Source organism: Pseudomonas sp. HK3, assembly GCF_052920985.1.
The window spans coordinates 1,397,848-1,412,556 of record NZ_JBREXD010000003.1 but is presented as its reverse complement, the minus strand read 5'-3'; the positions used below and the strand labels follow the sequence as shown (position 1 = coordinate 1,412,556).

The 14,709-nt window shown below is 41.4% G+C and carries 16 protein-coding genes and 1 tRNA gene; 9 read left to right on the top strand and 8 right to left on the bottom strand.

The features are described 5' to 3' along the window. Positions 1 to 39 precede the first annotated feature (39 nt). From ACU6U9_RS22170 to ACU6U9_RS22150, 5 genes are all read left to right on the top strand, one after another. Positions 40 to 1,176, top strand: a complete 1,137-nt coding sequence (locus ACU6U9_RS22170; protein WP_446737125.1) for a Re/Si-specific NAD(P)(+) transhydrogenase subunit alpha — start codon at positions 40 to 42, stop codon at positions 1,174 to 1,176. Positions 1,177 to 1,181: 5 nt separating this feature from the next. Further along, a complete protein-coding gene (locus tag ACU6U9_RS22165; protein WP_446737124.1) occupies positions 1,182 to 1,466 on the top strand; it encodes an NAD(P) transhydrogenase subunit alpha in 285 nt (94 codons plus the stop codon). Between the two features lie 12 nt (positions 1,467 to 1,478). Continuing rightward, positions 1,479 to 2,888: an NAD(P)(+) transhydrogenase (Re/Si-specific) subunit beta gene (locus ACU6U9_RS22160; RefSeq protein WP_446737123.1), complete on the top strand. Its 1,410-nt coding sequence runs from the start codon at positions 1,479 to 1,481 to the stop codon at positions 2,886 to 2,888. 255 nt (positions 2,889 to 3,143) lie between these two features. Further along, a complete protein-coding gene (locus tag ACU6U9_RS22155; RefSeq protein WP_446737122.1) occupies positions 3,144 to 3,998 on the top strand; it encodes an SDR family NAD(P)-dependent oxidoreductase in 855 nt (284 codons plus the stop codon). Next, positions 3,995 to 5,005, top strand: a complete 1,011-nt coding sequence (locus ACU6U9_RS22150; RefSeq protein ID WP_446737121.1) for a zinc-binding dehydrogenase — start codon at positions 3,995 to 3,997, stop codon at positions 5,003 to 5,005. Before ACU6U9_RS22155 ends, ACU6U9_RS22150 begins: the two co-directional genes overlap by 4 nt. A 281-nt stretch (positions 5,006 to 5,286) precedes the next feature. On the opposite strand, the gene ACU6U9_RS22145 is transcribed toward ACU6U9_RS22150, so the two are convergent. From ACU6U9_RS22145 to ACU6U9_RS22130, 4 genes are all read right to left on the bottom strand, one after another. Next, positions 5,287 to 7,035: a ricin-type beta-trefoil lectin domain protein gene (locus tag ACU6U9_RS22145; RefSeq protein ID WP_446737120.1), complete on the bottom strand. Its 1,749-nt coding sequence runs from the start codon at positions 7,033 to 7,035 to the stop codon at positions 5,287 to 5,289. Positions 7,036 to 7,173: 138 nt separating this feature from the next. Further along, positions 7,174 to 8,622 carry a phosphatidylinositol-specific phospholipase C domain-containing protein gene (locus ACU6U9_RS22140; RefSeq protein ID WP_446737119.1) on the bottom strand — a complete coding sequence of 483 codons (1,449 nt, stop codon included), beginning with the start codon at positions 8,620 to 8,622 and terminating at the stop codon, positions 7,174 to 7,176. Between the two features lie 416 nt (positions 8,623 to 9,038). Continuing rightward, entirely contained in the window at positions 9,039 to 9,410 is a 372-nt protein-coding gene (locus ACU6U9_RS22135; protein ID WP_446737118.1) for a hypothetical protein, read from the bottom strand. A gap of 99 nt (positions 9,411 to 9,509) precedes the next feature. Next, a tRNA-Arg gene (locus ACU6U9_RS22130) sits at positions 9,510 to 9,585 on the bottom strand. Between the two features lie 178 nt (positions 9,586 to 9,763). Here ACU6U9_RS22130 and arsS point away from each other — a divergent pair. From arsS to ACU6U9_RS22110, 4 genes are read left to right on the top strand one after another with little or no spacing between them, the layout of a single operon-like run. Beyond that, the gene (gene arsS / locus ACU6U9_RS22125) at positions 9,764 to 10,726 is read left to right on the top strand and encodes an arsenosugar biosynthesis radical SAM (seleno)protein ArsS (protein WP_446737117.1); all 963 of its coding nucleotides are present in this window, start codon (positions 9,764 to 9,766) and stop codon (positions 10,724 to 10,726) included. Between the two features lie 6 nt (positions 10,727 to 10,732). Then, the gene (locus ACU6U9_RS22120; protein ID WP_446737116.1) at positions 10,733 to 11,062 is read left to right on the top strand and encodes a glycosyltransferase; all 330 of its coding nucleotides are present in this window, start codon (positions 10,733 to 10,735) and stop codon (positions 11,060 to 11,062) included. After that, entirely contained in the window at positions 11,025 to 11,408 is a 384-nt protein-coding gene (locus ACU6U9_RS22115) for a hypothetical protein (RefSeq protein WP_446737115.1), read from the top strand. Before ACU6U9_RS22120 ends, ACU6U9_RS22115 begins: the two co-directional genes overlap by 38 nt. A 35-nt stretch (positions 11,409 to 11,443) precedes the next feature. Next, positions 11,444 to 12,070 carry a TIGR04282 family arsenosugar biosynthesis glycosyltransferase gene (locus ACU6U9_RS22110; RefSeq protein WP_446737114.1) on the top strand — a complete coding sequence of 209 codons (627 nt, stop codon included), beginning with the start codon at positions 11,444 to 11,446 and terminating at the stop codon, positions 12,068 to 12,070. A 56-nt stretch (positions 12,071 to 12,126) separates the two neighbouring features. Here the strand turns inward: ACU6U9_RS22110 and ACU6U9_RS22105 are convergent, their stop codons facing one another. The 4 genes from ACU6U9_RS22105 to flgA all read right to left on the bottom strand — a co-directional run bounded on the left by ACU6U9_RS22105 (position 12,127) and on the right by flgA (position 14,567). Then, the gene (locus ACU6U9_RS22105) at positions 12,127 to 12,900 is read right to left on the bottom strand and encodes a flagellar brake protein (RefSeq protein WP_446737113.1); all 774 of its coding nucleotides are present in this window, start codon (positions 12,898 to 12,900) and stop codon (positions 12,127 to 12,129) included. A 58-nt stretch (positions 12,901 to 12,958) separates the two neighbouring features. Then, on the bottom strand, positions 12,959 to 13,444 hold the full coding sequence (locus tag ACU6U9_RS22100) for a flagella synthesis protein FlgN (RefSeq protein ID WP_446737112.1): 486 nt from the start codon (positions 13,442 to 13,444) through the stop codon (positions 12,959 to 12,961). A 12-nt stretch (positions 13,445 to 13,456) separates the two neighbouring features. Continuing rightward, positions 13,457 to 13,762, bottom strand: coding sequence for a flagellar biosynthesis anti-sigma factor FlgM (gene flgM, locus ACU6U9_RS22095; protein ID WP_446737111.1), 306 nt, complete (start codon positions 13,760 to 13,762; stop codon positions 13,457 to 13,459). Between the two features lie 97 nt (positions 13,763 to 13,859). Then, complete coding sequence (flgA, locus tag ACU6U9_RS22090) at positions 13,860 to 14,567, bottom strand: flagellar basal body P-ring formation chaperone FlgA (protein ID WP_446737215.1); 708 nt, start codon at positions 14,565 to 14,567, stop codon at positions 13,860 to 13,862. Between the last annotated feature and the right edge of the window lie 142 nt (positions 14,568 to 14,709).

The following is a 14,709-nucleotide window of genomic DNA, read 5'->3' as shown; positions in this document are numbered from 1 at the left end:
ATAATAAATTTTAAATAATCAATTTTAGGAGTGTTGACCATGTTAATAGGGGTACCTAAGGAAATTTATCCTGGGGAAAACCGTGTTGCATTAATCCCATCAGGCATTGATGTATTATTATCAGCGGGTTTCGAAGTTGTTATTCAAGAAGGCGCGGGTGACAACTCACACTTTAGTGATGAAGCGTACCGTAACTGTGGTGCAAGCATTGCACCCAGTGCGCAATCTTTGTATGACCAGGCTGATATCGTATTAAAAGTACGTCAGCCACTTGACGAAGAAGTCTCACTTCTAAAAGAAAACAGCACATTAATTTGCCTGCTTGATGCATGGTTTAATTTGCCTTTAGTGAAACAACTTGCGGCGAATAACGTACGTTCTTTTGCGCTTGAATTTATTCCGCGTACAACTCGTGCACAAAGCATGGATGTACTTAGCTCAATGGGCGCCATCAGTGGTTACCGTTCAGTATTGTCTGGCGCGATGGAATTACCACAGTATTTCCCAATGTTAATGACAGCGGCGGGCACCATTCACCCTGCTAAAGTATTTATCGTGGGTGCTGGTGTGGCCGGCCTTATGGCGATTTCGACAGCGCGTCGTTTAGGTGCAGTCGTTGAAGCGTATGACACCCGTGCAGAAGTGCGTGAACAGGTCGAATCGCTAGGTGCTAAATTTGTGGAATTTGATTTACCACAAGAAGAAGGCACAGCCGCTGGCGGTTACGCCACAGAAAAATCAGAAGAGTTTTACAAAAAACAGCGTGAACAAATGCAAGCCAAAGTGGCACAGGCCGATCTTGTCATTACGACCGCTGCGATCCCTGGCAAAATGTCTCCGCGTTTAATCACTAAAGACATGCTGCACTACATGAAAAAAGGTTCCGTGATTGTTGACCTTGCCGCCGAACGTGGTGGTAACGTTGAAGGCACCGTTGCTGGTCACAAGGCTTATGTTGATGGCGTGACCATCATCGGTTACACCGATCATCCGGGCCGTGTGCCTGTGCATGCTTCTCAGTTGTTGACTAAAAACATCACTACTTTCTTATTGAACATGGCAGGCGAAGGTCAGCTTAAAATGGATATGGAAGATGACATTGTTGCCGCCACGTTAATTACCGAAGCGGGCGAAATCAAACACGAAGGCTTAAAAGCTCAGGCAGAGAAGGAATAAAAATTATGGAAATGTTTATCATGTCCCTAACCATTTTTGTACTAGCGATCTTCGTTGGTGTAGAAGTGATTAACAAAGTACCCCCTACCTTACACACACCATTGATGAGCGGTACGAACGCCATCTCTGGCATCGTGGTTGTAGGTGCCATCATTAGCTCTGGTGGTTCAGAACATACCACGGTTCTTTCAACCGTATTAGGCGTTGTTGCTATTGCCCTTGCAACAATCAACATTGTGGCAGGTTACATGGTAACTGACCGCATGCTGAACATGTTTAAAAAGAAATAAGGTAGCAGACTAATGGACGTATTAATTAATCTAGGTTACCTAGTTGCCGCGGTATTATTTATCCTTGGCGTAAAAGGTTTAACTTCTCCAAAAACAGCCGTACGTGGCAATAAAATGTCAGCGTCTGCCATGTTGATTGCTGTTATTGCAGCGTTACTTGATAGCAACGTAATCACTTACGAATACATTATTTTAGGTGTATTAATTGGTGGTGCGATTGGCGCATTTATCGCTAAAAAAGTGGCCATGACCGATATGCCAGAAATGGTAGCGACACTAAACGGTATCGGTGGTGGTGCTTCTTTATTGGTGGCTGCAGCGAATTATTTAGAAAGCCAAAAGCTTGCCGACATGGGTAAATTCGCAGTGACTTATGATTGGTCCGTTGCGGTTATTCTTTCGATCTTAATTGGTGCAGTGACCCTAACGGGTTCATTTGTCGCAGTTGGTAAATTGAAAGGTAAAATTGGCGACTCTAACAAAGTAAGCTTGTACAAGTGGATTGTAAAACTGTGCTTTTTAACCTTGATTGCCGGTGCAGTTTATTTTGCAGGCTTTAGCCAATTAAACTCTGATCTGTTGATTGTCGGTTTGATTGTTGTTTGTTTGATCTTAGGTGTGTGTTTGGTTATGCCAATTGGCGGTGCCGACATGCCAGTTGTGGTTTCACTTTTAAACTCTTATTCAGGCTTAGCCGGTGCAGCCGCAGGTTTTGTATTGGGCAATAATGGTTTGATCGTTGTGGGTTCACTGGTGGGCGCGTCGGGTATTATTTTGACCAGCATCATGTGTAAAGCCATGAACCGCTCACTGACCAACGTATTGTTTGGTGGTTCTATGTCAGCTCAAAGTGGCGTAACCAAATCTGAAAACGACGCGTTCTATGAAGGCAAAGTTAAGTTCTCAAATGCAGATGAGCTGGCCATGTTATTAGAAAGCGCACAAAAAGTGGTTTTTGTTCCGGGTTACGGTTTAGCCGTGGCGCAAGCCCAACACGCAACACGTGAACTTGCGAACATGCTTGAAGCAAATGGCGCTGAAGTGAAATACGCCATTCACCCAGTTGCCGGTCGTATGCCTGGCCACATGAACGTATTACTTGCTGAAGCAGAAGTGCCTTACGATCAGCTGGTTGAAATGGATACCATCAACCCTGAGTTCGCACAGACTGACGTTGCTATCGTATTAGGTGCAAACGATGTTGTGAACCCTGGTGCGGCACAAGACCCTAACTCGCCAATCTTTGGTATGCCGATTCTTAATGTTCACAACGCGAAAACGGTTGTGGTGGTTAAGCGTGGTTTATCACCAGGTTTTGCAGGTATACCAAATGAGTTGTTCATTCGTGACAACGCATTAATGGTGCCAGGTGACGCGAAGAAAGTATTACAAGATACAATTGGTGCACTGAAAGATCTTTAATTCAAAGCATTAATTAGCGCCCAAAAAGCCCCGTAAACATGAAGAATGTGTACGGGGCTTTTTTTTATGAAAAATCATTTTAAAATGTCTCGAATCTTATGATCTATGACTGGTTTTTGCCTGTCAGTTTGCATACTGAAAGGTTTGTCTAATCTTAAAAGCCTTAGTTTTTATATGCCTATTCAAGATTGTCTTGAAATCCATAGTCGCACTAGACAGTCTCTAGCAGGTTCTAACTAACTCTGAGATCGTGATATGAAACTAACCCCGAAGGGAAATAGGGTGTTAATAACCGGCGGTGCCAGCGGATTTGGCAAAGCACTTGCTATGACATTTGCACAAGCTAATTGGCAAATACTCATAGCGGATATTAATCCGAGCGAATCTGAAAAAACGGTAAAAGAGTTAAATGCACTGGGTGCTCAAGCCCATTCCGTTATTTGCGATATCAGCAAGCCTGACGATATTAGCAATATGTATGATACGGTGATGACGCTTTGGCAAGGATTAGATGTGCTGATCAATAATGCGGGCATATATTCTGGCGGCACAATCAATGAAGTAGACGAAGATAGCTGGTTAAATGTTATTGACGTTAATTTAATTGGTACTTTTCGTTGTTGCCACAAATTCTCACCCTTATTTCAAAAACAAAAAACGGGTCGTATTGTAAATATCGCCTCGCTTTCAGGCATTATTCCCACGCCAGGTTCCATTCATTACGCGGCAACAAAAGCCGCTATTGTGAATTTATCACAAAGCTTACGGCACGAATTACGATTATATAAAGTAGGCGTAACCGTGGCGGCACCTAATATTTTTCCTACCGATATTTTTACTAATGGTGTCATTCCTAATGGCTCAATCAAGCAATCATTACAAACCATGATGAGCTATTCGTCTGTGACGGCACAAGAGGTGGCTGAAAGTGTATATGATGCCGTAATGAACGATAAATTTTTAGTCACCACTGAAGAAAAAGGCGACGTAGGGCAATACCTTAAATACCTAGGCCATGCTTTTGATGATTCATTTGAGAACTTATCGTTTATCGCCACCAGTCTTGATAAAAAGTCCTCAATAAAAAGAAAAAGAAAGGAGCGCTCATGAATTCTGTACCGACTAAAATGCATGCATTACAGATAGACACTTACAGTGAAAAACTATCGTTTAAATACATTGAAAAAGACATTCCAAAGCTGGGTGACAATGAAGTACTCATTCGTATTTTAAAAGCACCGGTTAATCCTTCCGATTTAGCATTTGTAACCGGTAATTATGGTTTCAAAAAGGCCTTACCTGTTGTGCCGGGCATGGAGGGCTGTGGCGAAGTTATCGCAGCAGGCGCTCATAGCGATGCGCAATCATTATTAGGCTGCAATGTGGCATGTATTGCAGGTGAGGGTGATGGCACATGGGCAGAATATATGGTGGCAAGCCCTTATCAATGTATTCCATTTTCAGACAGTGTATCGTTAGAAAAAGGATCAATGTTAATGGTGAACCCCATGACAGCATTGGCATTAATTAGCATTGCAAAACAAGGTGGTCATAGCACGATTATTCAAAATGCTGCATCCAGTGCTTTGTCGAATATGATTCGATTTTTAGCCAAACAAGAAGGTTTACAGGTCATTAATATTGTTCGCTCTCGCCAGCAAGCAAAAGCCATGACTAAAGCGGGGATCGCAAATACGCTAAACTCATCCGCTAAAGATTATCATCAATCACTTAAAGCAGCATGTGAAGAACTCAACGCCAGTTTATTATTGGATGCAGTGGGTGGAGAGGCCACTGCCGATATTTTAGACGCCATGCCAGAGGCATCCACGGCGGTTATTTATGGTGGGTTATCAGGTGAACCGCCAAAAATTACAATTGAACATGTGATCTTTAAAAATCATAAAATCCAAGGTTTTTGGCTTGCACATTACCTTAAAGATACCCCAGTTAAAGAGTTACAAAGTCTAGGAAAGCAAGCACAAGTGTTAATGGCGCAAGATTTTGAAATACAAATTCAGTCACAACCTAAATTAGAATACGCCAGTCATTCTATTGCGACGTATGCGGGTAATATGTCACGGGGTAAGGTGCTGATTTCGCCACATCAAGATTGATTTTTGTAGTGAATTTAAAAAAAGTGAATATATAACACTTAAATAAGCGGATATTTGTTGATCACTCTCCATATTAATCACATGTATCCGCTTGTTGTATTTTTATTAACTCACCTTGATTAATCATGGCCTCTTAGTTAAATATTTCTCTTTTATCAAATAAATTTATCCTAATTTGATAAGTCAGCGTAACCTAGATAGGTTACGCCATTGAACTGATATTTCCAATCAGTTAGTGATAACGGATAAGTTTACTAATGGGATTTTATTGTTGACTAAGGTTATTGCCATGACCATTTTTGATTGTTCTCGTTATGTTTTGTCCATAGGGCAACTTTAGATCCGTTGTCACTGCCATAAGCATCTACTGCAATCCCATTATTTGATTTTGGTTGTAAACTATTACCGAATAATTGCCATTGTTGATTAATGTTGGTTTTATCACATTGCCACATGTGAAGGCCGCCACCTGAATATGCCTGCCCCATATTATCTAAGCAGTATTCTGGATTGGCTTGATTATGCAATAGTCCTGTTGCCTCATCTAACCCCCATTTTTGCCATGCCACATTAGCACAATCCCACAACAGGGCGAGCTTACCATTTGAAGGACTAGAGCCTTCAAAATCTAAACATTTATTTGAGTCGCCATTGCGTAACGCTTTATACACCAGATTTGAGTTTGTATTTCCTGTTGGTGTATTAAAAGTAAGATTAGCGGCCATAGCAAAATGGTCGGATAAATCATATTTAGTAAATACATCTGCATGAATGCTGCGTGGTGTTAATACCTTAGACTCTAAATGAACAGGTTTAAGGTGTGCAGTTGAATATAAAACATAATCTAGGTTTTCGGGTGCACCGTCCGTCCAGTTATTTACATTGCCATTATAAGTAAAAGGGTAGCCACCGTTGCGTGGTACTTCTTCAGCGTTTAAAACATTCAGCATGGTATTATATTCTTGCGGAAAATTTATATTATCGACATTAAGGTCGCCAGCAATAATGACAGGCTCTAATGAACTAATGTTTTTGCTGTCGATAAAATCACGCATTTGTTCAAATTGGTTTAAACGTGTAGCTTGGTTTTCAGGCTTTGTCCAAGCTTGAGTATGACTGCCAAAAATATGATAAGGGTTGCTACCCTTATTAATTTGGGCATATATGACGCCTTTTGCAGACATGCAGTCTTCAGCGTCGCAGTCATTAAATGTGATTTGTGATTCCGCATTAATTGGGTAGCGGCTGATAATTAATACACCCCCATCTTCAAGTGAACCAGAGCGGTCAACTACTTGAGTTTGATATGGATATTCTGTTTTAAGAGCATTCAAAAAAGTATTACGTCGACTATTATCAAATAATTCAGAAAAAACAATCGCGTCATAACCATTTAATTTATCTTTCAATAAATTTAGACGTTCACTGACACTTCGTGATACTAGCCCTGGTAATAGGGCCCAAACATTATAAGCTAAAACACTAAAATGATTGTTTGCGCCTCGTGTTACGGTGTCTTCTTTTGGGTGGATAACATAGTATAAATCATCACCGCTAGTGCGGGCGGCCTCGGCTTTAAATGCAATAGTTGATTCTTTCCCGGTAAAATTTTGTTTGACCGAATGAATATTTCGATCGTCATACCAAGGGGATGTTTGTGTTCCGTGCCAAATATTACTGAAATTCCAAGTGCCCGTTAGTTTTTGTTGCAACATGGCTGTACTGCCATCTTCCGCTGTGACAATGGTGTCAAAGTAATAATCTTTTCCCCATTTAATACCAACGTCGCGATTTGTTTCTAAATAGCGAACGGTGCCCAATGGTGGGACAGAGGTTGCGTGCTGTTGCCAATGCTCACCTTTAACCAAGGCTGAGCCTCGTTGAGTTATAGTTAGATCTAACGTTTGATAGGTATTATTGGTCAAATAAACATAACTTTCTGCCCAAGCGGAAGCACTTGATAATACGATCGCGATGGTTAATAACCTAGATACGACAGAAAGAAAAAATTTTGAAGCTTTGGTTTGCATAATTAGATCTCATTTGGGGCGTTATTATTGTTATATAAGGCTGAGCATAATAATTTTAATGTATAACTAAAATATTAATAAATGGTTACCATTAGGTGATAGCAAAGTATCACCTGATGGTACTTATGATATGACGAATTAATTCCCCCAATTCCATTGTTGGTTTAAACCATTATGGCTTGACCAAAGTCCAATTTTTGAGCCATTGTCATGGCCATAAGCATCAACAGAAATATATTCATTCGCTTTCGGGCTTAAAGCATTGCCGACAAAGTGCCATTGTTGATTTATATTAGCAGCATTACATTGCCACATATGAATGCCGCCACCAGAATAGGGTTGACCCATATTATCTAAACAATAGGCTGGGTTAGCCTTATTGTGTAATAACCCAGTGTTTGTATCATGTGACCATTTTTGCCAAGCAACACTCGCACAATCCCACAATAATGCTTTTTTACCATTAGTCGGAGTTGTGCCTTCAAAATCTAAACACTTACCTGTACGTGCATCACGTAATTCACGATATTTTGGAAGAGTATTTAATTTAATTACGTTTTCAATAAAACGCTTACCAGGAAAATCGGTCATCACCATACCTGCGACCCCCGAGTTATAACTTGCGCTTGCAATGTAATCAGCGGTCAGAGTGTTAGTACCTTCAAATGCAATAGTACAAATACCAATAAAACAACTAACACGGGGAAAGTCAGGGTAAGAACTATTCCACCCTGGTGTTGTAAGCCCTGTTGCTAAACGAGGAGCCGAGGTGCCAGGACTTGAATGACCGCTGACAACAAAGTAAGGGAAGGATCCATTTGCGCCACTTAAATAATTCATATAAATCGTATTACCATTACCATTTTTTGACTTATCTAACTGTTTTTTAACGGCGTTCCATTTGTCATACAGTGCCCAATTAGTTGACATCGAATAATCATCTTGTTTGTCAATAGCACCATAAGAAAGGCCGTATGCTTTACCATCTGGTGCCGTGCCAGAGAACTCTTGTAAAATAACAAATTGCCCACGAATATCATCAAGCGTTGGGTTTGAATGTGTCGGTACCCAGCGTTTAACACCATTAGCCGCTAAGTATGTATTGAGTGTTTGAGTGTAGCTCTGCGTGTTGTTTTCTGGTGTGTGTTCAGAGCGTAAGCGGAACAAAACAGTTTCAGAAGGGTTTGCGGTCAAAAATATATCGATGTCATTCAATACATCATTAAAATAGGTATCTTGCGAGATGACACCGTGATGCATACGCAATGTATTATTAATGTGACGAGTACGCATATCAAATACACGAATTCCAGATTCCAATTGTTGCGCTAACGTCATGGTTTGATTTTGCCAAATATCCCCTGCACGAATAGACATGGTGTCATGAGTGCCAGGCAGAGACAGCTCACTCACCCTTTTTGTGCCATCAACATTTGCCATCCAGCTAGGGTTAGAAGCCACTGCGCGGTAATCATGACTATACGCGTCATCATCATGTGCGTTTGCTATTTGAGAAAATCCGAGCAAGCCAGAAACAAGCCCTAATAAGGCTTTAGACCTTATTTTTTTTATAAAGAAAGTGTTCATTAAAATACCTGAGAATGTTTTTATTTTTATGTTGACACTTAACCCCGCGGATTATGTATCAGGCTGGCGTTAGAGCAGCATCAAGAAGGTAGCACGAATAATTGACGGGGAGGTTAGACGGTTAATGCCATGTGTAAATAATTGTTATTGAAAGTAGGTTGTATTTGCTATCAACCTACGAGTTGGACTAATGAATTGAATCCACGAGTCTATTCAGTAAGTTTTATTATAATAAAATTATGATCGTTTTTTGTATCGTTATTAGTAATAATTTCGAGAGTTAAAAGATAGGTAAATACAACGCGAGGCATGTGATCCATCGATGTAAAAACGGGTTATCGCTGAGTCATCAATGCCATGCTTGATCTAAGAGAATTAGATTACGAGTGATTTTTAGTATTAATGAATCGTGATGTTCACAAGCCTAAATACTGAGCAATCAAATAAGAATCCCCTTTGCCTTCTTCTTTGCCAAAATAGCTAACGGGTTCGCGTTGTTCATTTTCAATAGAGCCTATTTCACAATCTAATGCGAAGTTTTTTGCGAGGTCATTAAATAAGTTTATAGGGTATTTTAACTGAATATTTTTTTTCACGGTTTGGGTAATCCCCAATTGCCAGTCTTCGCAGTCATCACTGTCACATTCGTTGATAAGTGATACATTAGCCACGGCATTCTCATCAACGTAACGTTGTAACTTTGTCACAATAGCGGGAAGGTTTAGCTTAAGCTTGGTTTCTTGACTTTCTTCAAGGCGGTCGCAGGCGATTAGAACGTATATTTGCATTTAAGTACCTAGACAGAATGCCTTGATGGCATAAACTGGGATTGAGGGAACGACCTCTCGTTACAATACATATAAGGTCGAATACCAATAAAGAAAAGATGGTCTCCCCACCAGGACTCGAACCTGGAGCAGCCGCTTAGGAGGCGGCAGTTTTATCCTGTTAAACTATAGGGAGATCATCGCTATTTTACCCACACAATGAAAAAACTCAATGAACTCATGGAGTTAAATACACATTCATACATTGTTGATAGATTATGCAGGGGAACTTGGTCTTGTACATCGAGTCTCACAAGACTAAGGTAAAACCTATAAAAAGCGGCACACAGAGGCTGCGCGAGAGAGTTGAGACTATGCTGGACACTAAACCCCTGTTAATTGCTCGTGAGTTTCCTGCTATCAAGCGGCAAGCGCTGGATATCTTGCAGGTGAATTTAGGGTATTTATGCAATTTGAGTTGTACCCATTGCCATGTGAATGCTGGGCCACGTCGTACTGAATTAATGGATGAAGCCACAATTAACCTCGTATTAGAGGTGATTAAAACTCGAGGGGTGAAAACACTCGACCTAACTGGTGGCGCACCGGAGATGAACCCGCATTTTCGCTACTTAGTCAGCGAAGCTCGCAAGTTAGACTGTGAGGTGATTGATCGCTGTAATATCACTATTTTATGTGAGCCGGGTTATGAGGATTTAGCTCAATTTTTAGCCGATCAAAAAGTCATCGTTGTGGCCTCCCTACCTTGCTATACCCAAGAAAACGTCGATGCCCAGCGCGGTAAAGGCGTGTTTGATAACAGCATAAAAGGGTTACATATCTTAAATGAACTGGGTTTTGGTAAAGAAGGCAGCGGTTTAACGTTAGATTTAGTTTATAACCCTGGTGGCGCGTTCTTGCCGCCAGCACAGGCATCGTTGCAGCAAGACTATAAGCAGCGTTTGGCTGACGACTGGGGGATTGAATTTAATCAGCTGTATACCATTACGAATATGCCAATTTCTCGTTTTGGTAGCATGCTGGTTTCAAAAGGGCAGTTTAATGATTACATGCAATTATTGATTGATAGTTATCAGCCTCATAACCTTGATACGGTTATGTGTCGTAATACCGTGAGTGTGGATTATCAAGGTAATTTATACGACTGTGACTTTAACCAAATGCTGGATATGCCCACTGAAAATGGCGAGCACGAAGCACGACATATTCAAGATTTATTAAAAAGTGATTTGGCAGGTAATGATATTGCCGTTGCAGGCCATTGTTTTGGCTGCACCGCAGGGGCAGGTTCTTCATGTGGCGGGGCGTTATCTTAAGCTTTTATGAATCGTTATAATGTTTCTATTATCGTGCCTGTATTGAATGAGGGCGAGCAAGTATCCGACCTTATTAATCGCTTAACGTTACTTAATGAATATGTAAAAGAGATCATTATTGTAGATGGTGGGAGTGACGATGGTTGTGATGTTCAATTGGCTAAAACATTTAACGTTATTAAAAGCGAAAAAGGTCGAGCTAAGCAAATGAATGCTGGTGCGCAGCAGGCAAAAGGCACTTGGCTTGTGTTTGTTCATGCGGATACGCACTTTAGTGCATCGCATTTAAGGGCCATGGTTGATCAAGCCAGCTTGCATCAATGGTGGGCGTTTTAATGTAACGTTAAATGCGAAAGGGTTAAGCTTTCGTGTTATTGAATGGTTTATTAATCAGCGATCACGGTTAACCAAAGTGGCTACGGGGGATCAGTGTATTTTTGTGCGTAGGCCTTTTTTTGATGAACTAAATGGTTACACTAACATACCGTTAATGGAAGATGTTGATTTTTCTAAACGTGCAAGACAACACTCCTCACCTAAATGCTTAACCGCATCGGTTAAAACCTCTGCTCGGCGTTGGCAAAAAAAGGGTGTTATCAAAACTGTATTACTTATGTGGCAGTTACGCTTTTACTTTTGGCTGGGCAAAAGCCCTGAAGCGCTGGCTGAAAAATATAAATAATATCGTCCGTTCTCTTAATTTTTTGAAGTTGTATTATGCTTGATCATATTATCATTCAGTTTGCTAAATTTCCCCGCTTAGGGCGTGTAAAAACACGGTTGGCTCCGGATATTGGCGAGCAAGCGTGTCTTGAGTTACATCGTCAGTTGTTACAATTTACACATTATCATCTAAAGCATGTTACTCAAACATTGGGTGGTTTGAATGTATTATCACTCGATCAATTAGCAAATGATGCTCAGCTTGAGCATATTGCAAAATTAACGCCTTTGGTTATTCAACAAGGGGATGATTTGGGTGTGCGTATGGCCAATGCCATTAAATGGGGGCTAACGTTTGCGAAAAAGGTTTTAATTGTAGGCAGTGATTGCCCCGTTTTAACACTGGATTATTATCAACAAGCATTAGCAGAACTAAATCATGAATCGCATGTATTTATTAATGCAGAAGATGGTGGTTATGTTTTGGTCGGTGCGACACATGCTTGTGATGACTTGTTTGAAAATGTGCCTTGGGGCAGTGGTGATGTCATGGCGGTGACATTTGAGCGCTTAGGGGCTGCCAATAAAAAGGCCGCTATTCTAGGGCCACTTTGGGACGTTGATCGCATTGAAGATTTTGAACGCTTAAAGCAATTAAAACCAAACTGGCCTCAGTACTGACCTCAATAAATATACGGACGAGTCTATCGGTATATGTTTCATTCGCAACAACCATACTAGCTTGCTTCATTTGACTGTTGCGCTTCTTGCTCTTCTTTTTTACGCTCTTCAGCCGCTTGTTGTTTGCGTTGTTCTTCGTATTGCAATGTATTTACAAATTGCTCCACGTAACGCTGTTTCATACCGCTTAATGGCTGAAACGAAAAACCGCAAAAGGTAAGGTCTTTCTCTTCGTTATAGACTGCGTGGCGTGCATCTAAGCCGCAATCCATTGACTCATCACCCACATGCAATGTGCTTTCATCAAAATTGGTAATGGCTTTTAGGTTAGGCGATATATCGCCTTTAAAATAGGCTTTAAAGCCTGAGCCAGAAATATCTTGTAGGCGGCCTTTAAAAACCTGCTGATCTTCACTTGAACGAAATACAGCATAAACAGAATAGGTACGTGGCACCATGGCGCGATAGGCGTTACGGCGCTGTAAGTAAAGTAATTTACTTGGGAATTTTGCAATGTATTCTTGATTTTGCGGGCGGTACTTAAGGTCACCTTCAACAAAAAACTGAACCAAAATACCGCGAAAATCTGCAATTAACTCTAAGCGTTTACCGCGCTGCAAAATCTCATTGCCATTATCAGGAATCAGTTTGTCGAAGGCAAAGGCTTGTGACTTTAAATCGACTTTGGTGATGGCCGTTGCAAATGCATCATCAATGCCTTCAAAGCGAGCGGTTAATTTGGGCGCATAGCGAATTAGCCGTTGAATCGCACGGTAAATTTCTTCTGGGCTTTCTAAGTAGTTTTCTGGTTCTGCTTCAGCGTGTTCCATGACAAATCGTCTACTTGCTTGAATGTATTAATAGGTGGGCAGCCATTGTGGCACTAGGTTAGGCTTCACCTAGGCTTTGTCGCTGGCTTTGTCCTTTTGCCGCACCGCTTCCGTTATATAAGTTTGGCTCATTTTTGCTGCCATGCAAGATATTCAATAAGTTACGGTTTCTAAGCTGGCTGTAGTAGATAACAATACCATTGCGTTCATTTTGAATTATGACGTCTTCAAAGCCTTGTTTAAGGATTTGCCATTGGGCTGTTAGCTCACTGTGTGAATCGTTTGGATATGAGGAAATCAGGTCAAGTAAACCGTGTTCTGAGCCTTCAAATTCATGCTCAAGGAGGAAAGATAAGCGTGCGTTTACCTGGTCTTGGTAGGCTTTAAGGGCCGTTATTTTATGCTGGGCGGTACCTTCAATGGCAAGCATGTCTCGGTCAAGAAGTGCCGATGATTCTGCTTCAAGTACAGCTTGAAGCTGTTGCAGTGTGGATTGCTCGTTTTCAAATAACGCGTTCAATTCACTTAATGCTGGCACTGACATACGTATCCTTAATTATTTCAGGAGCCCATCAAACTTAATCATTTGCCCAGCAATACGCTCATAATCAATTTTGTACTCGTTATTGGCGAGTGCACCTTTGATGCGTTCGACTGCGGCGTCGTCGATGTCTGGCATTTTGGCCACTTCAGCTTCTATTTGCTGAATGGACTTACTCTGCGGGCTCAATTTAACACTAGCATCGGCAGAGCCTTTTGTTTCAGAGGTTTTAGGGCCTCCAGAGTCTGCTGCTGCGGTTTTTTCGGTATTGCGCGAGGGTGAACCGCCGCCAACACCTGTAGTGAGTTTATTAATGTTCATTTTTACTTACCTTTCTAACAAATAGAGTTCCTCGTAGACCTATAGCGGCAGGCTTGAGCAAGGCTTTAGTTTTTTTTTAATTTTTTTATCAAAAAACCTAAAATTGGACTAAAACCTCACCTGGCCCCACGACCCTTGCACGAATAATACGCTCTGATCGGCTATTCCTAACTCGTATTTGTCGGCCTTCTCGGCCATCACTGAGCGCCTCACCTGGCATTTTTACGCTCATTGAACCTTTACTAGCAATAATCATGACTTTATCCCCTTTATGTATCATCAATGCAGGATTAATCAGGTGGCTATTAAGTACAGTCTGCCCGGCGAGGGCTCTTTTAGATTGTTTACCTATAACCTGATCTTTTTTTAGATAGTACCCGTTTCGTAACTCGGCTAGGTTTTGCCGTTGTAGGTTGATTTGGGCCTCTGTAATGACCTGATCTTTTGAGACTGGCTGATTAAGCACCACCACCTGCGTGAATAAATTGACATCCGTTGGCACATTCAGTGCCCAAGGGCTGGTGTCTTGGCAGGCTACTTTTATGTGAGAGCGTCCCAGTTCGAGTGGCTGAGGGGCATCGATGTTTAAAGGTATTAAACAAGGGGTGAGATTAAGTCGGCTATCTAGGTAGTTGAGGTCAATAGTATAGCGGTAGTCCGACAGCCCCATTTTTAGCGCCATGTTATCAAGTTGGCTTGCCAGTGCCTGCTTAAGGCTGGTTTCAAGTTGTTCATACCATGGGCTGCTTATTCCACTTAGTGGTAGGCATAACAAGACCAATAAAATAAAAACTCTGTGTATCACCAAAATTTGTCCTATTCTCAATACAAGACAGCTTAATGCACGGGCATTGGAGCTGGGAGTGGCAGATTACTAACGCCGTTCCAATATATGGGGAATGCTGCAAAGGGCATGCCGCCAAAAACGAGATTAGAACAGCCAATTT